This window comes from Chromatocurvus halotolerans, assembly GCF_004340525.1.
GTDB lineage: Bacteria > Pseudomonadota > Gammaproteobacteria > Pseudomonadales > Halieaceae > Chromatocurvus > Chromatocurvus halotolerans.
In genome coordinates this window covers 25,148-47,185 of sequence record NZ_SLWX01000023.1, presented here as the reverse complement: position 1 = coordinate 47,185, position 22,038 = coordinate 25,148, and the positions used below count along the sequence as shown (strand labels likewise).

Sequence of the window (22,038 nt, the reverse complement as noted above, 5' to 3'; positions counted from 1 at the left end):
GTTCCAAGGGCTTACTGCAAAAGGCAGAAAACATGAAAAATAGCACATGAAAGTTGGAAGAATGCGATTGACAGGTCACAACATATCAGTGGGCCGCCAGGGCGACCGGCGGCGGTCATGACACCGCCGCCGCATCCCCTGTTCTGGTGGCCTGTGCGGCGCGTGCCTGGAACAACTGCCGATCCGCTTCCTTGCGACCCACGGGTGTGAGCAGATCAAAAATCAGATGGATCCGATCCTCGTCGCCATCATTGTACGCTTCGTGTATCTGCCGGTTATCGAACCACCAGAGCTCTCCCTCCTGCATGCGCACCTCCTCGTCGCCCGCCCGCAGCCAGGAACCCAGGGATGATTTCAGCACCAGGTGGTAACGGTCGTGCAGCTGGTAGTAGCGTCCCCGATCGATATGTGGATAGACCCGCCGACCGGCGGGCAGTGCTATCAGCTTGGCGCGGCCGAGGCCGCAATCGAGATCCTCGGCAACACTCTGCAGAAAATGGCGTATGAGAGGAAAGCGGGCGCTCCCCGTGGTCCAGCGGCTTTCCTGCACGTCGCGCCGCGCTCTGCCGTGCAGGCAGGATTTTCGCAGGCCGCGTATCGGCACCGCGAGTGCCTCGCGCTGTACGCGGACTTTCTCCTGTCGGCCGGTTTGCAGGTCCCACGCTGCGTCTACGCTGCTCAGGGCCTGTAGAAGCGGGCTGACGGCCACGCCTGATCGGATGAGTCTGAAGTGTTTCATAGGGTACCTCGCGCGGGTTCAAACACAGTGAGTGGAGCGTGACCGATCGCCGGTGCATGGCGCGCAGGTGTCATGTGGGAATCGAGCAATCGCTGAATCAGAGCCGGGTAGCTGATGCCTGCCTCGCGGGCACTCACGGCGACTTCGCCGCGCGGCGACAGAAGATCGATAGCGCGTACGCTGATAATGCCAACCTCACCCTCGGGGGTCAGCCAGAGTTCCATGCGCGCCAGATCGCCGCAGCGTAGCGCCACAAAGGCCCGCTGCGCCGCGTCGGCCAGCGCGCTGTGCTGGGCGTGATCAAGCTGAGCCGGCGGATAGCCGCGCTTCCCGGGGTGGCTTTCGATGGGCGGCAGCACCTGGGGTGGGCTGCCGGCATTCGCGCCGCGAATGACGACGACACGCAGCCGGCGCCCTGCCGGAACGGCAGCGATGAGTGGCAGATCGCCCGCATTGCGCACGCGTGTCATCGCACGCGTGATGGCTGGCGCACTGCGCGCCAGGATGGGCTCTCTGTCCGTTTGAAAGCGGTGCATTACCAGCCTTGGCCCCGGCAGTTCCCCGGGGTCATGGCCGGGGTCATGGTCCTTCGCGTATACGGGTTCCCGGCAGGGGAGGGTCCGCAGCCCCTGTGCGGCCAGCGTCTGTGACATCAGCAGCTGATCGCTGATAACCGCCATGGCAAGCGGGTCCGGACCTGTGTAGGGCACGCCGATCATCTCGCACAGAGTGGGCACCTGACACAGGCGTCCCTTACCCTGCGCGCCGCCTGCGCAGTTGATCACCAGCGCCTCGGGGATTTCGCCCAGGGCCTCGCGCGGGAAAACATCCTTCAATCGGCTGAACAGGCGCGCGTCTGCTTCGAGGACAACGACCGTGTGACCGCGAGCGCGAAGCTCATCCACCAGTGCCTGCACTGAACGCAGGCGGTAGCGTTTGGGCGCGGTGCTGCCTGTGTGTCGGAGTACGGCGTTACTCCAGCGATTGCGCACGACCGCAATATGCAGTCCTGTCGATGGCTGTGGTGAGTTCTGGCCCGGGCGAAAGTTCTCGAGAAGCCGCCAGTCCATGAATTCCGAGACCAGAATGACGAGAACGAGCTGTGTCAGAATGAGTTCCGGGCAGGCCAGTGTGAGCTGGCGCAGTGGCGGCCATGCGGATATCACGGCGATCAGTAGCGCCAGCAGGATGGTGGTCGCGGTGCGCCAGGCCGCCATCGCGGTGCTTTCCCGGGCAACAGTGTCGGCAATACTTTCCGCCAGCATGGCAAGAATCACCACCGGGAAAAAGGCGAAGCTCGACAGCATGGGTACGTCAAAGGTGCTGCCAAGGAGAAGGCCGCCGACCATTGTTGCGGCGACGATAGAGAGAATGCTGGAGACGCGGGCGTACAGGGGCATGCTGGAGCGGCGCATGAGCGGTCTGACAAGCACAACGCTCCCGGCGATGATCGCTATCAGGAGAAGGCTCGGGAGAATGCCGATTTCGCCCATCCCGATGGCGATCAGTATGGCGCGAAATCCCAGGACACGAATGCCCAGGCTCAGCCGGGTCACCGCCACCATCAGTGCCGCAAGGGGCAATTGAACAACATGCAGGATGGCAGTGCGGTCTGCGGCGGGAATCCAGAGCAGGCTCAGGTGCTGGTTGAGCCAGTCGCCAGCCATGCCCAGTGCCGGCCCGCCACTCCCGGCAAACGCCAGAACCCGCAGTCCCACCAGTAGAAGCGGCAGAATGCCAAGGGCAACAACCAGCGCCAGCACGGGCAGCGGTATGCCGCGTCGAGCCTGGTGCGTCCGCAGACGCCTGATGATGCCAGCGTGCATCAGGGTAACCGCTCGCTGCGTTCGATATTGGCAACGGCAGACATACCTGGCCTGAGCAGTGCGGGCATGCTCTGCAGGTGAATGGCGACGCCTACCAGGGGCGCTTGCTGCATGCGTTCACTGCGCGACCTCGGCAGATAGTCGAGTGGCATCTCGAAGTCGGTGGCGAGGCCAACGCTGCTCACCACGCCCTCAAGCGTCTGCCCGGGTAGCGCGGGAGAGGTCACGCGCACCCGGTTGCCGGTGGTAATGTCGGACAGGTCGGACTCGTCGACCCAGGCCTCTATCCAGGTGTTGTCGCTGAACCACATACTGAGAATCGGGGTGCCGACGTCCACAGCCATACCGGGCTGTGCCAGCCGGCGGATAATCGCGCCGTCAACCGGGGCACGGATCACCGTCGCATCAAGGTCGGCCTCCGCCCTGGCGATGCGCGCCTCGGCCTTTCTGCTCCGTGCTGCGAGTACGTCGAGCCGCTGCTCGCGCACGACGAGCTCTCGCTGGTTGTGGTGTGCCTCGGCGAGCAGATGAATTGCCGATTCCTGCTCGGCGACAGCAGCGGCAGCCCGCGCCTGCGCGGTATTGGCCCGGGCGGAGGCGTCGCGCACTACTTCCCGGGATATCGCTCGCTCGGGCAATAGCGCCTGACGGGCGCGGTGGAATGCCACGGCACCGTCAGCCTCACTGGCGGCGGCCTGTAGCGCCGCCGTGGCACGACGCACCTCTGCCTCGGCCCCGCTGATGCGCAGTTGAAGTCGATCGCGTTCCAGCTCAATGCTGGTTTTTTCCGCACGATAGTCGGCAGTGAGGGCGTCGTGCTCTGCCTGGGCCTGGGCCAGTTCAGCCCTGACATGTTGGTCGTCGAGGCGAAGCAGCACGTCCCCCGCCTTGACCTGGCTTCCGGCATCCACCCGGACCTCGCGAACCACGCCCTCGATGCGCGTGCCGATTTCCGAAAGATGTGCCCGGACCAGAGCATCCCTTGACACCACGAACGCCGACTGGTGCTGAACCCACAGACCCGTGGGTAGCAGAGCCGAGATCAGGAGCAGTCCTGCAATCAGTGGGCCAGCGCGAGAAGTGCTCCTGCCAGTCGACAACTCCGGCACATTCCTGTCTGCCACGGACGCAGGCTTGACCGACGGGGTCTCGCCAGACTCCCGTTTCGGAACCTGACCTACCCTGGCTTCAGCTGCTGTCATGTTCTGTCCCTTGCGCATCGGTTTATGGCAACGCTGTCTGCAGCGGTATCACCAAATCCTGGCTCGCATCTGCCTGGGAACCGGAGCCAAGGCTGTCGCGCAGCAACGCCAGCAGATGTCCGCGATCAATGAACGCGTCGAAGTCATGATCAATGTCGGGTATTTCGAGGTATTGTACCCGGCTCGGAAGACGATGACTCCGGGCTGCAATACGCATATGCGCCACCCAGTTGCGAGCGCGTTCGATCCGCGTTGTACCCTGCTGGACGTCCAGCTCGGGTGAGCTGCGAAGGTTCTGCCTGCCGGTATCCTGGTCGCCGACGATCACTGTCGTCGGCACACGCAGGAATCGCTCGGGGTTCAGGTTCCGGCCGCGCAATGCCCGGCGAGTGTGCAGACCGAGGGGGTAGCGCAGCGTCTTGTCCGGGAGGGTGTACCAGCCGGCGGCGATGATGATCAGGCGGGCCACTCGCGCGGGGTGTGCCATGGTATAGCGATGGGCGAACTGGGCACCGCCAGAAAAGCCGGTCAGATGGATCGCCCCTGCGTCGTCGCCGAACATGTCCTCCAGGCAGGCATTCAGCACCCGGTCCGCGCGAACTCCGTCGTTACCCCTGCCCAGCCGCTGGTATCGCGGGTGCTCGTCATGGGTGAACAGGGGGGCGAGCAGAGGACAGCCCAGCGCGTCACAGAGCGGTAACAGGGCCCGGGCATGCGCTTCGGCACGTCGATTGTAGCCGTGCACGTAAACCAGCGGCGGCTGCTCCTGACGCAGGCGATAGGGCCGATAGGCAAAATACGGCAGATCCGGCGTGCCCGACAGTCGCTGCTCCTGCAGCTGGCCGGGAGTCAGGGTGCTGATGCGATTGTCGCGACGTAACTGTTGCGGGTTCATTGCGCCATCTCCCGTTGACCGGTGCCCGCTGCGCCGGCCAGCAGTCGGCGGGCAACAGCGGCGCTGGCAAGTTCTTCCCGGCTGAAGCTGTCGATGCCAAGCGCGGCCTGTGCTTCGCGCCGCTGCAGGGGTGAGGCAGAGAGCAGGCCGGACAGCGCGAGAACCGGCCTGGGTTGATCATCCAGCGCACGGATGCCGGCACTGGCGCCCATGGCATCGCGGGCGGCCAGCACGATTCCGCTGACTCTCTGCGCAAAGGTGGCAGAGCGAACGAGCTGTGCGGTTTCCTGCTGGTAAACCCCGTCTGCCACCTCCATCACGATGGCGTCGACGCCCGCTGAAGCCATGTGGCCGACCAGCAACTCCATGGCGTGCTCAATCCGCGCGACCGGGGCCCGGTAAGTGGAGGGCAGCCCCGCATCGGTGAAGTCGAGCACGCAGTCAGCGCCGGCGTCCTGCAGCAGCCAGGTGTCTCCTCCGGCACCCGTGCCGGTAATCTTGATGTAGCCGGTGCGTCTTCCCGTGGACTTCAGGCCCCGCAGCAGATGGGCCGCTGTTTCGGTCTTGCCCGCATCCATGGCGGTGCCCACGACGGCGAACAGGGGCGGTATCGCCGGGGGAGCGGTGAGCGCGGGAAGTGAGAAATCGCCGATGTTGATGCGCCGTCCCTGGTCATCCGCCAGCAGGCCGAGGGGTTGAATCGTGGTCGGCCCCTTGACGATGCGGTCGTGCCACGACAGGGCAAGAGCGGCTATCCCGCCGCCGGCAACCAGATGACAGCTGGCAAGGCTCTGTGGCACTTCGGCCTCGAACTGCTCGCAGGCGTAACGATTGGCGTAGGTGACGATAACGAGATCACCGCGGAAAAGGCGTCGTCGCCGACCATCCACCAGCTGCAGCTTGCCATGATGTCCGAGAGTTTCGATGCGCGCGAGAAGCAGATCACCGACCTGAGGCTGCAGGTTGCCCTCAAGCAGCGATTTGACCCTTGCGCGATCCACCCGCCGTGTCGTGAAAGACCAGTGACTGTGATTCAACGCATTCCCGGGCAGGGCCTGCAGGCGCTGCTCGCCGGGCCATGACATTGAGGCTGCAGTGTCGTGCATGCGCTCAAGCAAAGTCCGCGTGGCGGTAGTGATCTTCTCCTCGCTGCTCGTGGTGACGGCGTCGTGCCAGTCGGAAAAATGTTCGAGATTGCCCATGATCGCGCTCCTTGAGATAGCCCTGCGGTAACGTTTAAATGGGAAAATAGTCCCAAATAAAGAGGCAGTCAATAAAATTGTGAATAAAGTCCCAATTATTGCGAGTGGGTTGGCCCGTGGCGCTGCTGGCACCAAGTCGCTACTATCGGAGGGGCGGGACGGGCGGCTGCTGGCATGGCTGTGCCCGATGCCGTGAAACGACGTATTTGTCTGACAGGCCTCTGACACGATGAGGAACAGAGAGCCGGACGCTGGGGCTCGTGATGCAAAAAACCGCAGAACAGACTGCCGTGGATCCGTCGGAGCGCGCCTTGGTTGTGGCCTTCGAGTTCGGCGACTTCAGGGCTGACCCGGCGCGGAACGCGTTGACGTGTGTCTCCACCGGGGAAGCGTCCAGGCTGCCGCCGCGCACAATGGATGCGCTGTCGCTGCTCGCCAGGCACGCCGGTCAGGTGGTCAGTCGGCAGTCCTTTGCTGATGCTGTCTGGCCCGGGCGTCGCGTGGTTGATGACAGCCTGAGCCTGTGTATTTCCGAGTTGCGCAAGGCGCTTGACGACAGTCCCCGAGAACCGCGTTACATTCGCACCGTGCCCAAGCGCGGCTACTGCCTTCTCCCGAGGGTGACCTGGGACGAGGTGCCGCTGCAGCCTGCACCCACCAGAGCCGCCGGCAGCGACGGCCTGAGTTTCGGCAAGCGCTCCATGCGCGGTATTGCTCTGCTCGTCACCCTCAGTAGCGTTGTGCTGGCGGCAAGCTCCTTCCTGGATGACAGCGCCCGGGACAGATCCGTACCGACGCCTGGTGAGCCGCTGTCGATGCTGTCACCGGTAGCGGGAAACACGGGCAGCGCCGGCGGGACGGACACACAGCCGGAAACGACACAGCAGCTTTACAAGCGTGCGCGATACCACCTGGATCGACGCACCGAAGCAGATTTGCCGGTCGCCCGCGAGCTTTTCGAGCGTATTCTGTCTCACGATCCGGAGTTCGTGGAGGCCATTCTCGGTCTGGCAGAACTGCAGCGCGAAATGGCCCGTCACGATCACCGTGAAAGCGCGAGTGTCGGCTATCGGGCGGCCTATAGCGCCTTCATCGAGCGTGCGCAGCAGGTGGCGCCTGAACATCCCGCGGTCATGGCGACGACCTACCGGCCCGGTACCGATGTTGTGGACTGGCAGCAGTACGAAGACGACCTGCAGAATCTGGTGTCACGTGCCCCTGACTGCGTCGCCTGTGTCCGTCGCCTGAGTGAGTTCTACCTTGAGGTTGGTTGGTTCCAGGACGCGCTGGATGTCTGGCAGGACCACCGTCGCTACTGGCCACTGTCGGTGAGCATGCACGCAGCCCTTGCGCAGCTGCAGGCACGCCTGGGAAGTGCAGCCGGAGCACTGCGGCAGGTAGAGCTGATTCGTGCCCTGGTGGGTGACGATGCCTGGGATGTTCGCGCCGCGGAGGCAAATGCCTACCTGATACTCGGCGACGTGGATCCCTGGCTGGCGCACATGCGGACACTGCTGGGCGAGCTGGGAGAGTCGGGCCAGCAGCGACTGGCGATTTACGAGGCCATGCTGGCGGGGGATGAGGCGCGTCTTGACGAGCTGGCGCGGTCTTCACCGGCGACCAGGGATTTCAACATCGCGCTGGCTCTCGGCCTGATCGATCCGCTCGTGGAACGGGTTCGCGGCAGTGTGGCGAGGGGTGAATATCGCGACCTGCAGTTGGTGCACGGCTGGATTCATGAGCGCAACACGCTGACGCGCCGCTACATAGACGGGTTGGCGCGCCTGCAGCAGGACCCACGCATCCAGAAAATGTTCGCTGACATGGGTCTGAGCGCATTCTGGCGCACACGTGGGAAATTTCCGGACTACTGCTCGCGGGTACGCGAGACAGTGCCTTACTGCGCCTGAGATTCAGCTTCGTCAGCGCGCAGCAGCGTGAACAGTTCGCGCAGGCGCGCCGCGTTCTTGCCGACATCGCCACGTCCCACCCGGGAAACCGAACGCGCGTTGAGCACCGAGCCGCCACTGGCGCTATCCTTTACCTCAATGACCACATCGTCCTTGAAGCGGAACCAGAAGGTGGTGTCCGTGGCTTCTATGCGCCCGCTCTCGGGGTCTGCCGCGACCCGTTCCCAGCCCAGCGTATCGACGGCCTGCAGGGCACGCTCGAATACTTCGCGTGCCGGTGCCTCGAAGCGCTGTGGCACGATGTCAGGGTAGGCGCTGCGCTGCATCTCGATGTGCTGCTCGACGGATTCAACGCCTTGCATCACGCCATAGTCGAGGTTGTTGGGCGCGTCGGCACGCAGTGGCACGATGGCGACGAATTGCAGCGGGGCCTCCGGGTCTGTCGCGATGTCGTGGATAGACGGTGTGCCTTCCGGGGGCCGAAACGTCTGCGGCACGTACCAGGTAAGGCCGGCGCTGATGGCGCCAATCAGCGCCAGCGATCCGAGACGACCCAATTCCGGTCGCGATGTCATTTTTCCGATGACGGGGAGAGCGACCGCAATCAACAGCGCGGTCACCGCGACCCAGGGTGCCCAGCTGTTGGCGGTCCGCAGCAGCGAGAAGCCAAGGCGGAAGTCACCCAGACCCAGCCACACGGCGAGCGGCCCCGCCAGGGCGAGGACGCCGATACCAACGCCCAGAAACGCACTGAGGTAGGCAACGGTTTTCGGCAACAGCGACGCTTCGCGGTTTTCGGCCATGTCAGTCATTGCGGTTTTCCTCTCTGATTGCGGCCTGCGCCGGCCTTTGAATTGGCTGTCGATCGTTATTGCTCTGCGAGGCCAGCGAGTATCTCCGCGTAAAGCTCGATGGCATCGAACAGGTTCTGCAAGCGGAGGTTCTCGTTGCGCCCATGCTGATTGTTGTCGTGATTTGCGATGGGGAGGATCACGATCGGCATGTCCAGCGACTCCTCGAACAGATAGATCGGCAGCGAGCCGCCCATGGTCGGCGTAATCAGCGTTTCCGGCCCTGGTAGCCTGTCCATGATCTGCTTGAGCTGCTGTACGATGGGCGCATCCGCCGGCGTGCGGAAGGCCCTGTACCCGCCGGGCCGCACCGTAAGCTGCAGGTGATTCTCCCGCGCGGTACCGGCCGGCGGAGCATCTGGCGATACCGTCATGCCCTGATCTGCAAAGTGCGCCGTGAACTGAGCGGCAACACGTTCCGGCGTCTGCCCGGGCACCAGGCGCACATTGATCGACGCCTGCGCATCCGGCTCGATGATGTTGCGTGCCCTGTCGCCGACCGCACCGCCATAGAGACCGCGCACCACAATGGCAGGGCGCAGGATCGCTTCCTCAATCCGTTCGCCGTCAATCTCATTGGTGTCCAGACCGAGCTCCGACGCCAACGCTGCGTCGATGGACGGCATGGCGCGTATCGCTGCGCGCTCCAGCGACGTGACCGGCGCGACATCCTCGACAAATCCCTCGATTGCCGGCTGCCCCTGCGCGTCCTTCAGGGAGACCAGCAGCCGCATCAGTGTTTCATTGGGGTTCGGCGCCCAGTTGCCATAATGGCCGGAATGCAGAGGGCGATTTGGCCCGAAGGTTCGCACATCTATCGTCATGCTGCCGCGCACCCCGAGCGTGAGCTGCCGCCGGCGGGACTGGTGCATGGGCCCGTCACAGAACAGCAGTACATCGGCATCAAGATCCTCACCGACCTGCTCAAGAACGCCAGCCAGGGTGGGACTGCCGCGTTCCTCCTCCCCGTCCAGAAACAGCTTGATTCCGACATCGGGCATGGCGCCGGCCGCGGTCAGGGCATCGATGGCGGCCATCAGCGCAATCACCGGCGCCTTGTCATCGCCCGCGGCTCGCGCCGTGAGGCGCCACTCGGGATCGTAGGCTGGCTGGGCGAGATCCCTGCGCTGCGCTTCGGGGCGAGCCCGGCATTGCGCTCCACAGGGTCGGCGCGAATGGCGGTGACACCCAGTCATCGGGGACGACCGGCTGGCCGTCGAAATGCGCGTAAATCAGCACCGTGGGCGCGCCCGGGCTTCCGGGCCGCTCCGCGATCACGTAGGGGGCGCCGCCGGCAGATACTACGCGCGATGTGAAGCCGCGCGCAGCGATGTAGCGCTCAATGAAACGTGCATTGGCCGCCATGTCATCGAGGTTGCTGGCGACGTTGGGCAGGCGCAGGAAGTCGGCGAAGTCGGTAATGATTTCCGGCGCATGCTGCCGGTGGAAGTCGCGGGCGATGCTCGCGCCGTCCTGCGCCATGGTAACCCCGGCGCCCATCAGGGAAAGCAGGGCGCCCCCCAGAAGGGCGCGGGCGGCAGACTGCACCGCCGCAGAACGTAGCCAAACACTGTGAAAGCCGTGCAATACAGCGGACAAAGGCATCGCTATACCTCTTTATTCGTTATGGCAGGAAGCGTTGGAGCATAACCTCCACTGCGGCAGATGGCTATGCCGACAATCCAGGCCGACGATCGAGGCCCTGTCAGTGATCCCTGGCGCGTCCGGTCACGCTATTGACACCCGCGAGAACCGGGAGACGACCTTGCCAAATTTTTCCAGGCTGCCTTTCGCAGGTAGAATGCAGCGATCTGGGTATCCTGCGGGCAAAAAAATGGCAAAACGCAAACTGGTCTGTTTGTTCATCAGCCTGTTACTTTCGGTCTGTGCCTCGGCGACGTCTACGGGCCCAGTGCGCATCGACGGCTCCAACGGCGCGCGGCCGCTGGTTGCCGCGCTGGCCGCGGCGTACATGGAGTCGCATCAGGGGCGAGAGGTGGACGTCGGCGTGGGGATGCCCTCCCGCGAACGTCTGGCTGCGTTGGACCAAGACCGTATTGATCTGATTATGGCGAGTCACGGCCTGGATGAGCAGGCGTTGCGGGCCGAAGGCTACGATGTTTACCGCTTCGCGCAAATGCCGGTGGTATTGGCCATCAATACCGAGGGTAACCCGATGGAGGCCATAACGACCTCGGAACTGTGTGGCGTTTACGCCGGGGAATACAATCACTGGTCAGAGCTGCACGGCCCGGAACTGCCGGTTCGCCGTTTTGCGCGCCCCCGCGTGGAGGTCGATATGGAGGTACTGGAGGCCAGGCTTCCCTGCTTCCGTACGCTGACCATGGCCACGGATGTACAGATAAAAGAACGCTCCGGAGAATTGGCGCAGGCCCTCAGGGATACCCCGGGAGCCATCGGCATGACAACCATGACGCGCGTGCTGGCAAGCCAGGGCCAGCTGCGTGCCCTGGCCCTGGACGGTATCCGACCCGATCGCACGACCCTGTTGAAGGGTGATTACACCCTAATGCGGGATGTCTTTCTCGTCGCCCGACCCAATGCGGCGCAAAGCGTCAGCGACTTCCTCGATTTTGTCGAAAGCGCCGGCGCCGACGTCATCATCAAAGCGCGTGCCATGCCCATAACTCGCGCGGCAAAGTAGCGCCGGATCAGCGCCGTCGAACCCTGCCGTAGCTGGCCGGTGCGCCCTCGGCCGGCGTGCTTTGACGGATGAACTCGCGAATGTGCTCGTTCGAGGTTTTCAGGTCCTCGGCGCGCAGATACATCATGTGGCCGCTCTCGTAACCTTCAAAACGCATGCGGTCCCGAAGCCGGCCGCTGGGGTCCAGGTTCCAGAGCACGTACTTGGCGCTGAAGTAGTCCGTGGCGCCATCGTAGTAGCCGGATTGCACCATGACATTCAGGTAGGGGTTCTGCGCCATCGCCTGCCGGAGCTCCTCACCCACGTTGGTGTCACCCTGGCCGTCCCAGAGGCGCACCGGACCAAAGAGGTAGTACTGCAGGTCCGTCTCGAAGCCGAGCTCATCGCGCAGGTAGTGGTTGATGGCCGGCGCAAAGGCGTGGTTCCAGGAAGTCAGTTCCGGCGGGTAGTCGTATCTTTCGCCCCCGTTGACCCGGTCCAGGCCAAGGTAGCGGGAATCGAGACGACCGATGGTGAAACCTTCGTCCCGCAGCAGTTCCTTCCAGAAGGCCGATGCCGGTACGGCGAGGTTGTAGTCCATGACGAACTGCTGGCTCAGGCCCGCGTAACGCGCCACCTTTTCTGCCATGCTCTCGCGCGTAGTGCTGTCGACGAAACCGCCACGCGCCAGGAAAGGCAGCAGCTCGTCAATGGTGAAGGCTTCCGCCTCGGCAAGGAGGTCAAGCAGGGGTTTCTCCTGCAGGGCCGGCGCAAGCTGGCCGTGGTAGTGTGCGGCCGCCGTGTAGTAGGGAAGCTTGAGCAGATTGGCGCGCGGCGATGGCCCCTCGGTTTCCAGCCCCAGCCCGGTGGGTGAGACCAGGATGACGCCGTTTAAGTACATCCAGTGACGGTTCTGGAGCGCGCCGGCCAGTCCCGATACCCGGGTGGTGCCATAGCTCTCCCCGATCAGATACTTCGGCGAACGCCAGCGATCAATACGCGAGACAAAGCCGTCTATCCAGTCGGCCAGATAGGTCACATCCGCCTCGACACCGAAGAAGGTTTCTCGCTCTACCTCCTTGTCCAGAATGCGCGAGAAACCGGTATTCACGGGGTTTACATAGACAATGTCGGCGACGTCGAGGATAGAGTGGGGGTTGTCGCGCACACCGTAGGGCTGCACGGGATAGCCTTCGTCATCTATCACGAGCTGTTTCGGGCTCGTGTAGCCCAGGTGCATCCACAGCGATCCGGACCCCGGTCCGCCGTTGAAGGAAATAAACAGCGGGCGACGCGAGGTGTCATCAACACCTTTGCGCTCATAGTAGGTGTATTGCAGCGCGGCGATTGCCCGGTCCTTCTCACCATAGACCGGCTGCGTGCCGATGGTGACGCGGTAATTCACATCTTCGCCCTTGATGGTGACCTGCCCGTCCTGGCTATGGGACATGTCAACCGGCAGCTTGCGCTCGGGCAGGTCGTCCCCGTGCTCGCTCTCTGATGCAGCGTCTTTGCCCTTGGCCGCGTCGTGTCCATGCTCCTTTGCCTGACTCGAAGCGCTGACAGATGCCAGCAGCAGGCTCAGTGCCAGTACGAGTGGTGTGCAGTAGCCTGCGAGTCGGTTTTGCCTGGAGTTTCTCATCGCCATTCCTCAGCCGTGTTCAGTGCTAATGGCAAGAATACTTGAACGCGGAGCGCAAAAAAACGTCAGGCGGTGGCGGCGGGTCCGTGGTCGGTAACAGCCTTTGCAACCTGGAAGGTGCTGGAAAATCTCCGCGGAGTTTAAAAAATGTTGACTGAGTGGGATTTGTGGAGATCCACGCATCCATCGAAAACTACCGACTCAGGGCCTTGACTCGTGATCACTCTCTGGAACGTCGTCGTGTAGATTCTGGTGTGTATCTACAGGGCTCTGCGCGATTCCGCCCGGCTTGATCGCCATGACCGCCAACACAAAAGCATTCCGTTCATTTCTCAAGGCTTCATCGTATTTGCCATTGCGGTGTGATGCTGCTTCGACCTGCGTTTGTTCGTAATCTTTCCTACACCAGTGCGTTTTAGCACGTAATCTACCAGAACGTGTTCAGTGCTACTGATGGAGACTGCTAGCTGGCGGTTTTCGTTGGCGTGTTTGCGTGCGAGTGCCACGGTGCCTTCGCCGTCAATTAATCCGGCGATGTAGGCCGCGTCGGCAGCCGAAAGGTTCTGAAATCTTCTGTAATGAGAGGCCATCGGGGACTCCCGACAGGAAAAGCTTCCCAGGATGTCCTGGGAAGCTGAATTGGTGGAGGCGGCGGGACAGCTGATCCATGCCTTTCGACATGGGCTGGACTATTCCTTCACCTGCTTCCGGACTGCGTCCGAAAACAGGGGAGAGCGTTTGTGAGCACATCGTTATTGCCCACCCTAGTACCCCGTGGATGCCAGTGGCATCGTTAGGAGCCTATGAGTCTCTAGCCGGCTTACTGGTTTCCCATTCACCGGACGGCGTTGGCATAGGGCTTCGTGTAAACTTTTCGCTAAGCCCCTTAGCGTTCACCGTATGAGCTCTCTTTTTCCAACGGGGATCACTCCCCGTGGCGACCATGGTGTTAATCGAACCCGCGTCCGTCAGTACTCTGCCTTCGGCTCTACATGCTTAGTTTCCGTCTATTGATTTAGCCTTCCACAGCCCGACGGGCAGGACGTGGTCGGCGATCCCTGTTAGGTTTAACAGCTTGGCCCAAGGCGAGCCGCACTGCGATCCAGTTCTGTATGACAGTCAGTAGCGCGATACTGGCATCTTGCTAAAGACCGCTAGGGCCGAAGCCTCTAGAAGTGCTTCACGGGCTGCTTACGCAGCCAGTTGGGCACCGTAGTTGTCGTCGTTGGCAACTAATAGTTTGCAGCTTTGGATTAACGTGATTCGCTACCATCACGGCATGCACCTCAGGGTTCGTTACCGACGTCGAATCCGGATCGCCCCCGTATGTGAGTTACAATGGTAGCACAGTTTGTTTATTTCAAGGGGTTCTACCCTGATACTCCCAATAAAGAGGATATCCTCATGCGCAGCATTATCGCCCTTGGCCTGGTTCTGACACTCGCAGGCTGCCAGTCTGCCTATTATGGCGCCGCAGAAAAATTCGGCATTCACAAACGGGACATCCTGGTGGACCGGGTCGAGGATTCCAGAGATGCCCAGGATGAAGCACAGGAGACCTTCCAGACGGCGCTCGAGCAACTGACGGCGCTGATCGAATACGAGGGGGGGGATCTGGAAAAGATCTACAAGGAAACAGAGAAAAACTATTCGCGCTCCGAAGCCGCAGCCAAGACAGTGCGCGAGCGCGTGACGGCAGTAGAAAACGTCGCCGACGCCCTGTTCCAGGAATGGGAGAAAGAGATCGAGGAGTACAGCAGCGCCTCGCTGAAGGCGAGCAGCCAGCGCAAGCTTTATGAAACCCGCGAGCGCTACGCCGGCATGATTGAAACCATGCGGACATCGACACGCAAGATGGATCCGGTGCTGACTTCCCTCAAGGACAATGTGCTGTATCTTAAACACAACCTCAACGCCCGGGCGGTGTCCGATATCCGTGTGGAGTTCGAGAGTATCGAGCGGGATATCCGGTCCCTGATTGCGGATATGCAGCGCTCCATCGCCTCCTCCGAGGCCTTTATACAGAGCATGCAGAGCGAATAAGCTGCCCCTGTGTCCCGAACACCGTCTCAACCGCTGTTGCCAGTCCGTCATGGAGAGGTCTCAATGTCTCAATCGCAGCAAGCTTCAAAGGCGGTGATGACGGCGCCGGTTTTGTCCCGTCGGCGTTTTTTCCAGGGGCTGGCGCTCAGCAGTCTCGCGGCTGGAAGCACCGCGGCAGCAGCGAAAACCGGTAGTGTGTCGGGCCCGCCCGTGCAGCCGGGTGAGGATCTGGTGATCCAGGCGGGCTGGGTTCTGGCGGAATCCGGGGGTGAGCTGGCGCTGCTGCGCAACGGCTGTGTTCTGGTACGTAATGGCGCTATTGAAACCGTGCAGTCCGCACCGTTCCGCAGTTCCCTCCCGCGACTGCAGCTACCCCATGACATTCTTCTCCCCGGCTTTATTTCCGGCCATACGCACTGCTGCAGTGCCACGCCGAGCCGGGGGATTATCGAAAATCCGCGTTCCTACCGCCGGCCGCTGGAGCTGGTAGAGGCGCTCCCGGATGCCGACATGGATGCGCTGACGGCGCTGAACCTGGCTGAATTGCTGAGGTCGGGCTGCACGACTCACGTGGAGATGAGCCTGAGCCTGCGTCAGGCGGAGAGCTATGTCCGCAAGGCCGTCCCTATGGGGGCGCGCGCGTACCCGGGCGCGATGATACCGGGTATCGAACGCCTCTTTGCTATCTGGTTCCGCGAAGCGGATCAGGTGCTGTTCGACGCCGAGGAGGCGACGCTGGCGGAGATTGCGCGCAACCTGGATTTCTGTCGACGGCACATGGGCAAGGGTGACGGGCGCACACGGCCCATGATGTCACCCCATGCCTGCGACACGCACACGCCCGCGACCATGGAGGCCCTTGCCGCTGCTGCCAGGGACCTTGGGACCGGCCTGCACATACACCTTTCCCAGGGGCAGCGCGAAACGGACACTGTGCGTCGGCTGTGGGGTAAAACGCCGACCCAGTGGATGGACAGCTTCGGCATGCTGGAGGCAGGCCCCGTTTTTGGCGCGCACATGAGTGGCCTCGACTGGGAGACAGATCCGCCGATTCTGGCGAAACATGGTGTCGTATATGCCCACTGCCCGTCTGCCGGCGGGGCGGGCAACGGTACGCAACCCTATCCCGAAGCGCTGGCGGCGGGAATTCCGGTCAATATCGGCATTGACACGCACTCCAACGATTATCTTGAGAACCTCAAGCTTGCCGTGCTTTACGGACAGGCAAGGCATGAGTTGCTCGACCAGATTGGCAGCCCGAGACGGAGCCAACGGCCCACGGTTCAGGACGCCGTTGACGGTGCCACCCGGGTTCCGGCGCGTGGTCTGCGCCGCGATGATCTCGGTGTGATCCGTGCCGGTGCGCGCGCGGACCTTGTGTCGGTCGATGTTTCCGGGATGCTTAATGGCAGTGGCGCCCTGCCACCGGAACCGCTGAACAACCTTCTCTATTCCAGCGGCCGAATGGTGCGAACGGTGATGACCGACGGGCGCCTGCAGGTATTTGACGGGCAGTTCATCGCCGATGATCCGCAGCGGCTGCTTGAGGAAGGCGGCGAGGTCGTTCGCCGGATCTGGCGGCAGCTGGAGGAGGAAGGCTGGTTCACGCAGGTGCCGGCCTAGCGGAGGCGCAGTGCGCCTCAGGCATCGCGCAGGGCAGTCTCCACAGCGACTGCGCTGGTCTCATATTCCCGCTCGTGGTCACCGGCGGGACGCTCGACGACGCGACGCCGCCCCCGGGATCCTGCGGACAGCTCACGGATGCCCTCGGCATCGAAGGCGTCCACCCGGATCACATCATACAGCGCGGTGAACGCCTCTATCAGTATCTCACGGTGTTCTGCGCCGACGGTCCCCTCGGCGATGGCCCAGTCCACCAGCTCAACGCGCTGATGTCCCATCAGTAGCGCGATGCCGTCGATGTCGTCTTCGTCGCGCGCGCGCACCGCCTCGTGAATCTTTCCACGCAGTTCCCGGGTTTCCCGCGCCAGTCGGTAGGCATTGAGCACCCGCCCCAGTGAATCCTCCGGGTCGGCATCCTGATAGCAACCTGCGGTAATGGTCTGCCGCAGCGGCGTATCGTCCACGATGGCCTCGGCAACGCGCCCCCCGAGGGCGTCATCCGGACCGCTGTTGCGCGTGTGGCCGGGCGGGAAGACCAGCAGCTTCAGCGGCAGGCGCAGTCCGGCGGCGGGGAAATTATCGATGGCGGCATGCAGGGCGCGCTCCAGATCACGCAGGGAGCTCTGCAGGCACCACTCAACCACCGGGCGCTGGTTCTCGGCGTACTGCTCCTCATGCCAGAACTTGATCACCGCGGAAGCGTAGTACAGATGCACCAGGCAGTCGGCCATGCGCCCGGACAGTCGCTGCCGTGCCTTGAGCCCGCCACCGATGGAGAGCAGCGTAACATCCGTCAGCAGGGAAAACGCCGCGGAGTAGCGCGCCAGCTGCCGGTAGGAACGCTGGATGCGGCCGCGTCCCGGCACGGACTCCAGCCGGCCGCCAGCGTAGGCGAGAGCGACGGCGCGCAGGCCGTTACGCGCGGTGTGGGCCATGTGCCGATAGAAAACGCGATCAAAGGCGTCGACCCCGGCGCGGGTGTCCGCGTCTCCCGCCGCGGCAATTTCCCGGGTGATGAAGGGGTGGCAGCGGATGGCGCCCTGCCCGAAGATCATCAGGCTCCGGGTGAGGATATTCGCCCCCTCCACGGTGATGGCTATGGGAACGGCCTGATAGGCCCGGGCCATGAAGTTGCGTGGCCCGGTGATCACGCCGCGTCCCGCCACCACGTCCATGGCGTGGTTGATCGTGCTGCGCATGAGGTCGGTATTGCGGTACTTGAGCACCGCGGAAGGCACGGACGGGCGGATGCCGCGGTCCAGCATGCCGGCTGTCAGCACTCGCGCAGCGTTCATCATGTAGGTATTGCCCGCGATAGGCTCCAGGGCTTCCTGCACGCCCTCGAACTGGCTGATGGAGCGGCCGAATTGTTCACGCACATAGGCGTAGGCGCCGCTGGACAGGCTCGCCAGCTTGCCTGCGCCGGTGCCCATGGCGGGCAGGGAGATAGAGCGGCCAATGGAAAGGGCTTCCAGCAGCATCGTCCAGCCCTCGCCGAGCATGTCCTGCCCGCCGATGACCTGGTCCATCGGAATGAACACCTCGTTGCCCCAGGTCGGGCCGTTCATGAATACCGTGTTCATGGGCAGATGCCTTGCGCCGGCGTTCACCCCTTCCAGCTCCCGCGGTACCAGGACACAGGTCACGCCGATGGCTTCTTCATCGCTGATGAGGTGGTCGGGATCGTAGACCTTGATGGCCAGGCCGATGAGGGTCGCTACGGGGGCCAGGGTGATATAGCGCTTGTTCCAGGTCACCTTGAGGCCGAGTACGTTCTCGCCATTCCAGTCGCCACGGCAGACAATGCCCTTGTCGGGAATGGCGCCGGCATCCGAGCCTGCCACCGGCGACGTCAGGGCGAAACAGGGAATATCAATACCGCCGGCCAGACGTGGCAGATAGTATTCCTTCTGGGCATCCGTGCCGTACATCTCAAGCAGCTCACCCGGGCCGAGGGAATTCGGCACCATCACGGTCACCGCGGCGGACACGCTGCGCGTCGAGATGCGAGTGACAATCTCTGAATGCGCCGTATTGGAGAAGCCCTTGCCGCCGTGTTCCTTGGGAATCATGAGCCCGAAAAAGCCCTGCTGCCGTATGAAGTTCCACGCCGGTTCCGGCAGGTCGTAGTCCTCGTGGGTGATTTCCCAGTCGTTCAGCATCCCGCAGAGCGTGTTGACCGGGCCGTCGAGGAAAGCCCGCTCCTCGTCAGAGAGTGCGGTGGCTTTGGCGTTGAGCAGGCGCTGCCAGCGCGGACGACCGGAGAAGAGCTCGCCATCCCAGTCGACTGAACCCGACTTGAGAGCCTGGGCCTCGGTGTCCGACAGCGTTGGCAGCATGCCGCGGATCCGGGCGAGCAGCGGTCTGCTGATCTGCCGCGTGCGCAGGGGGTTTGGCAGCATGAGCAGGCCCGCGACGATTACGGCCGCCGTACCGAGGGTGGCGCTGATCGCGCCGCCGTCGACCAGAATGTGGCCCAGTGCCGTGACAGCGGCGAGGATAACCAGGCCGGTGCGGCCGCCCGATCCGCGGTATAGCAGCACCAGTGCGGTAATGATGAAAAACAGGATACTCATTGTGTTCTCCTTTTCTTGGGGTCAGGTCCGATCTGGACCTGACCCCACCGGGATTCCATCAGCTCGCCATCATGTCGCGCAGGACGTAGTGCAGAATCCCCCCGTTCTGGTAATAGACGATCTCGTTGGCGGTGTCGATGCGCACCCGCACAGAGCAGGTCTTGCGCCCGCCGTCGGGGTAGTCCACCTGCATCTCCACGGTCTGGCCGGGGCTGAGGTCGCCACCCAGACCGGCAATGCTGATGCTCTCATCGCCGGTCAGCTTCAGACTCTGCCGATTGTCACTGTCCATGAACTGCAGCGGTAGTACGCCCATGCCGATGAGGTTCGACCGGTGTATGCGCTCATAGGATTCGGCGATGACCGCACGTACCCCAAGCAGCAGAGTCCCTTTTGCCGCCCAGTCACGGCTGGAGCCGGTGCCGTACTCCTTGCCCGCAATCACTACCAGCGGCGTCTTTTCCTCTGCATAACGCATGGCCGCGTCGTAGATGGCCATCTGCTCGCCACTGGGAACGTGTCGCGTATAGCCACCCTCCACGCCGTCGAGCATTTCGTTGCGGATGCGCACGTTGGCAAAGGTACCGCGCATCATCACCTGGTGGTTGCCCCGGCGCGAGCCGTAGGAGTTGAAATCCGTGCGACTGATGCCGTGCTCTGACAGGTATTTGCCCGCGGGACTGTCGGCGCTGAAGGATCCGGCGGGCGAGATGTGATCCGTCGTGACCGAGTCGCCAAGCAGCGCCAGCACGCGTGCATCGTTGATGTCCTGCACCGGTTCGGGCGTCGGCTGCATGCCCTCGAAGTAGGGCGGATGCTGGATATACGTGGATTCGGAAGACCAGTTGTAGACCTTGCTGTCCGGCACTTCGATGGCCTGCCAGATGGCATCGCCGTCGAACACCGCGGCGTATTCCTTGCTGAACATGGCAGTCTTGACCTGCGCCACCGCCTCGGCCACTTCAGCCTGGGAGGGCCACAGGTCTGACAGGTACACCGCTTCGCCGTCGCTGTCGAACCCCAGAGGCTCTTTGCTGATGTCGACGCGCATGTTTCCCGCCAGCGCGTAAGCGACCACCAGTGGCGGCGAAGCCAGCCAGTTGGTCTTCACCAGCGGGTGTACGCGGCCCTCGAAATTGCGATTGCCGGAAAGTACCGAGGCGACCGTGAGGTCCCCCGTGACCACGGCTTTTTCTATCGGCTCCGGCAATGGGCCCGAATTGCCGATGCAGGTGGTGCAGCCATAGCCGACCAGGTTGAAGCCGAGACTGTCCAGCGCGCTTTGCAGGCCGCTGGCCGCGAGATACTCGGTGACCACCTTGGAGCCGGGCGCGAGGGAGGTTTTCACCCAGGGGCGGGTGGTCAGCCCGCGAGCCACGGCCTTCTGCGCCAGCAGGCCGGCAGCCATCATGACGCTGGGGTTGGAGGTGTTGGTGCAGGAGGTGATGGCGGCAATAACCACGGCGCCGGGATCGAGCCTCACTGACGCTCCGCCGAGCTCGCACAGCTGGCTGCTGGCATGCGCATAGCTGTTGTCGACACCCACGGCGGTCTGGCCGCCCTCACCCTCGAACTTTCCCTCGGGGGCACTTGCGGTGCCCTCGCCCTGCTGCATGATCAACTCAAAGCTGGACTTGACATTTTTCAGTGAGACGCGGTCCTGCGGGCGCTTGGGGCCGGCCAGGCTGGCTTCCACGTCGCCCATGTCCAGAGCGAGCGTATCGGTGTAGACCGGTTCGTGGTTATCTTCCCGCCACAGGCCCTGGGCCTTGCAATAGGCCTCTACCAGCGCAATCTGGTGGTCATCGCGACCGGTCAGGCGCAGGTAGTTGAGGGTCTGCTCGTCCACCGGGAAGAAGCCGCAGGTGGCGCCGTATTCCGGTGCCATGTTGGCAATGGTGGCGCGGTCGGCCACCGGCATGTTGGCCAGCCCGTCGCCGTAGAATTCAACGAACTTGCCGACCACGCCGCGTTTTCGCAGCATTTCCGTCACGGTCAGCACCAGGTCTGTGGCCGTCATCCCCTCGCGCAGTGCCCCGGTGATGCGGAAGCCCACGACCTCCGGAATCAGCATAGAGACGGGTTGACCCAGCATGGCGGCCTCGGCCTCGATGCCGCCGACGCCCCAGCCAAGTACGCCAAGGCCATTGATCATGGTGGTGTGCGAATCCGTGCCGACCAGCGTGTCGGGGTACGCCATGACCTCGCCATTCTGGTCGCCGGTCCAGACCGTCTTTGCCAGGTATTCCAGATTGACCTGATGGCAGATGCCGGTGCCGGGGGGAACGACGCGGAAATTGGCGAAGGCCTGCTGGCCCCAGCGCAGGAACTCGTAGCGCTCGCGGTTGCGCTGCATTTCAATGGATACGTTGTCTGTGAAGGCATCGGCGTCGCCGAAGTTGTCGACCATGACGGAGTGGTCGATCACGAGGTCTACCGGTGAAATCGGATTGATGCGTGCCGGATCGCTGCCCGCGGCCTCCAGCGCGTCGCGCATGGCGGCGAGGTCGACGACGGCGGGAACGCCGGTGAAGTCCTGCATGAGAACGCGGGCGGGGCGGAACTGGATTTCCGTATCCGAGCGCCGGTTTTCCATCCAGGCCGCCATGGCCTCGAAATGTCCCGGTTCAACGGTGATCCCGTCCTCGTTGCGCAGCAGATTCTCCAGCAGGACTTTCAGGGAGTAGGGCAGACGTGAAAGGTCGCCGATATGCCGTGAGGCAGCTGGCAGGCTGCTGTAGCCATAGGTTCGGTCGTCGACGGTCAGTGTATCCCGGGTGTTGAGGCTGTCCTTGATCGGGGTAGTCGACATGCTGTTCTCCTGTTGCATGAGTCTGAAGCGTTGTCATCCGCCATTGTACCTGTCACGACAGGTCCCTGCTGAG

At 62.9% G+C, this 22,038-nt stretch carries 16 protein-coding genes and 1 other RNA gene; 4 read left to right on the top strand and 13 right to left on the bottom strand.

Going from position 1 to position 22,038, the window contains the following annotated elements; translation table 11 throughout:
- Positions 1 to 115: 115 nt before the first annotated feature.
- From EV688_RS16415 to EV688_RS16395, 5 genes are read right to left on the bottom strand one after another with little or no spacing between them, the layout of a single operon-like run.
- Positions 116 to 739, bottom strand: a complete 624-nt coding sequence (locus EV688_RS16415; protein WP_117319599.1) for an aspartyl/asparaginyl beta-hydroxylase domain-containing protein — start codon at positions 737 to 739, stop codon at positions 116 to 118.
- Complete coding sequence (locus EV688_RS16410; protein WP_117319598.1) at positions 736 to 2,565, bottom strand: 7TM domain-containing protein; 1,830 nt, start codon at positions 2,563 to 2,565, stop codon at positions 736 to 738. The genes EV688_RS16415 and EV688_RS16410 overlap by 4 nt, the downstream gene beginning before the upstream one ends.
- On the bottom strand, positions 2,565 to 3,767 hold the full coding sequence (locus EV688_RS16405) for an HlyD family secretion protein (protein ID WP_162884009.1): 1,203 nt from the start codon (positions 3,765 to 3,767) through the stop codon (positions 2,565 to 2,567). The genes EV688_RS16410 and EV688_RS16405 overlap by 1 nt, the downstream gene beginning before the upstream one ends.
- A 22-nt stretch (positions 3,768 to 3,789) precedes the next feature.
- Positions 3,790 to 4,662, bottom strand: coding sequence for an alpha/beta hydrolase (locus EV688_RS16400; RefSeq protein ID WP_117319596.1), 873 nt, complete (start codon positions 4,660 to 4,662; stop codon positions 3,790 to 3,792).
- Complete coding sequence (locus EV688_RS16395) at positions 4,659 to 5,864, bottom strand: DUF1611 domain-containing protein (protein WP_117319595.1); 1,206 nt, start codon at positions 5,862 to 5,864, stop codon at positions 4,659 to 4,661. Before EV688_RS16395 ends, EV688_RS16400 begins: the two co-directional genes overlap by 4 nt.
- A gap of 263 nt (positions 5,865 to 6,127) precedes the next feature.
- On the opposite strand from EV688_RS16395, the gene EV688_RS16390 reads away from it, so the two are divergent.
- Entirely contained in the window at positions 6,128 to 7,774 is a 1,647-nt protein-coding gene (locus tag EV688_RS16390) for a winged helix-turn-helix domain-containing protein (RefSeq protein ID WP_117319594.1), read from the top strand.
- Here EV688_RS16390 and EV688_RS16385 read toward each other — a convergent pair.
- The 3 genes from EV688_RS16385 to EV688_RS17500 are packed head-to-tail and all read right to left on the bottom strand — an operon-like array spanning position 7,762 to position 10,230.
- Entirely contained in the window at positions 7,762 to 8,586 is an 825-nt protein-coding gene (locus EV688_RS16385) for a DUF1499 domain-containing protein (RefSeq protein ID WP_117319593.1), read from the bottom strand. The two genes, EV688_RS16390 and EV688_RS16385, sit on opposite strands and share 13 nt — an antisense overlap.
- A 56-nt stretch (positions 8,587 to 8,642) precedes the next feature.
- Positions 8,643 to 9,662, bottom strand: coding sequence for a M20/M25/M40 family metallo-hydrolase (locus EV688_RS16380; RefSeq protein ID WP_240624467.1), 1,020 nt, complete (start codon positions 9,660 to 9,662; stop codon positions 8,643 to 8,645).
- A gap of 22 nt (positions 9,663 to 9,684) precedes the next feature.
- Positions 9,685 to 10,230 carry a hypothetical protein gene (locus tag EV688_RS17500; protein WP_162884007.1) on the bottom strand — a complete coding sequence of 182 codons (546 nt, stop codon included), beginning with the start codon at positions 10,228 to 10,230 and terminating at the stop codon, positions 9,685 to 9,687.
- Between the two features lie 229 nt (positions 10,231 to 10,459).
- Here EV688_RS17500 and EV688_RS16375 point away from each other — a divergent pair, with 229 nt between their 5' ends.
- Entirely contained in the window at positions 10,460 to 11,290 is an 831-nt protein-coding gene (locus EV688_RS16375) for a substrate-binding domain-containing protein (RefSeq protein ID WP_162884006.1), read from the top strand.
- 7 nt (positions 11,291 to 11,297) lie between these two features.
- Here the strand turns inward: EV688_RS16375 and EV688_RS16370 are convergent, their stop codons facing one another.
- The 3 genes from EV688_RS16370 to ssrA all read right to left on the bottom strand — a co-directional run bounded on the left by EV688_RS16370 (position 11,298) and on the right by ssrA (position 14,227).
- A complete protein-coding gene (locus EV688_RS16370) occupies positions 11,298 to 12,911 on the bottom strand; it encodes a S10 family peptidase (RefSeq protein ID WP_117319589.1) in 1,614 nt (537 codons plus the stop codon).
- Positions 12,912 to 13,243: 332 nt separating this feature from the next.
- Complete coding sequence (locus EV688_RS16365; protein ID WP_205686738.1) at positions 13,244 to 13,501, bottom strand: LAGLIDADG family homing endonuclease; 258 nt, start codon at positions 13,499 to 13,501, stop codon at positions 13,244 to 13,246.
- 360 nt (positions 13,502 to 13,861) lie between these two features.
- Positions 13,862 to 14,227, bottom strand: a transfer-messenger RNA (tmRNA) gene (gene ssrA, locus EV688_RS16360).
- Positions 14,228 to 14,315: 88 nt separating this feature from the next.
- Here ssrA and EV688_RS16355 point away from each other — a divergent pair.
- On the top strand, positions 14,316 to 14,954 hold the full coding sequence (locus tag EV688_RS16355) for a DUF2959 domain-containing protein (protein ID WP_117319603.1): 639 nt from the start codon (positions 14,316 to 14,318) through the stop codon (positions 14,952 to 14,954).
- A gap of 63 nt (positions 14,955 to 15,017) precedes the next feature.
- Complete coding sequence (locus EV688_RS16350) at positions 15,018 to 16,577, top strand: amidohydrolase family protein (RefSeq protein WP_117319588.1); 1,560 nt, start codon at positions 15,018 to 15,020, stop codon at positions 16,575 to 16,577.
- Between the two features lie 17 nt (positions 16,578 to 16,594).
- Here EV688_RS16350 and EV688_RS16345 read toward each other — a convergent pair whose 3' ends face one another.
- Positions 16,595 to 19,153: an acyl-CoA dehydrogenase gene (locus EV688_RS16345; RefSeq protein WP_117319587.1), complete on the bottom strand. Its 2,559-nt coding sequence runs from the start codon at positions 19,151 to 19,153 to the stop codon at positions 16,595 to 16,597.
- 58 nt (positions 19,154 to 19,211) lie between these two features.
- Positions 19,212 to 21,965: an aconitate hydratase AcnA gene (gene acnA, locus EV688_RS16340; protein ID WP_117319586.1), complete on the bottom strand. Its 2,754-nt coding sequence runs from the start codon at positions 21,963 to 21,965 to the stop codon at positions 19,212 to 19,214.
- Positions 21,966 to 22,038 lie beyond the last annotated feature (73 nt).

Bases quoted from the DNA above. Each gene is read 5' to 3' on its own strand.
- EV688_RS16415 (WP_117319599.1), bottom strand. From the start codon at position 739: ATGAAACACTTCAGACTCATCCGATCAGGCGTGGCCGTCAGCCCGCTT.
- EV688_RS16410 (WP_117319598.1), bottom strand. From the start codon at position 2,565: ATGCACGCTGGCATCATCAGGCGTCTGCGGACGCACCAGGCTCGACGC.
- EV688_RS16405 (WP_162884009.1), bottom strand. From the start codon at position 3,767: ATGACAGCAGCTGAAGCCAGGGTAGGTCAGGTTCCGAAACGGGAGTCT.
- EV688_RS16400 (WP_117319596.1), bottom strand. From the start codon at position 4,662: ATGAACCCGCAACAGTTACGTCGCGACAATCGCATCAGCACCCTGACT.
- EV688_RS16395 (WP_117319595.1), bottom strand. From the start codon at position 5,864: ATGGGCAATCTCGAACATTTTTCCGACTGGCACGACGCCGTCACCACG.
- EV688_RS16390 (WP_117319594.1), top strand. From the start codon at position 6,128: ATGCAAAAAACCGCAGAACAGACTGCCGTGGATCCGTCGGAGCGCGCC.
- EV688_RS16385 (WP_117319593.1), bottom strand. From the start codon at position 8,586: ATGACTGACATGGCCGAAAACCGCGAAGCGTCGCTGTTGCCGAAAACC.
- EV688_RS16380 (WP_240624467.1), bottom strand. From the start codon at position 9,662: ATGGCCGCCATCGATGCCCTGACCGCGGCCGGCGCCATGCCCGATGTC.
- EV688_RS17500 (WP_162884007.1), bottom strand. From the start codon at position 10,230: ATGCCTTTGTCCGCTGTATTGCACGGCTTTCACAGTGTTTGGCTACGT.
- EV688_RS16375 (WP_162884006.1), top strand. From the start codon at position 10,460: ATGGCAAAACGCAAACTGGTCTGTTTGTTCATCAGCCTGTTACTTTCG.
- EV688_RS16370 (WP_117319589.1), bottom strand. From the start codon at position 12,911: ATGAGAAACTCCAGGCAAAACCGACTCGCAGGCTACTGCACACCACTC.
- EV688_RS16365 (WP_205686738.1), bottom strand. From the start codon at position 13,501: ATGGCCTCTCATTACAGAAGATTTCAGAACCTTTCGGCTGCCGACGCG.
- EV688_RS16355 (WP_117319603.1), top strand. From the start codon at position 14,316: ATGCGCAGCATTATCGCCCTTGGCCTGGTTCTGACACTCGCAGGCTGC.
- EV688_RS16350 (WP_117319588.1), top strand. From the start codon at position 15,018: ATGTCTCAATCGCAGCAAGCTTCAAAGGCGGTGATGACGGCGCCGGTT.
- EV688_RS16345 (WP_117319587.1), bottom strand. From the start codon at position 19,153: ATGAGTATCCTGTTTTTCATCATTACCGCACTGGTGCTGCTATACCGC.
- acnA (WP_117319586.1), bottom strand. From the start codon at position 21,965: ATGTCGACTACCCCGATCAAGGACAGCCTCAACACCCGGGATACACTG.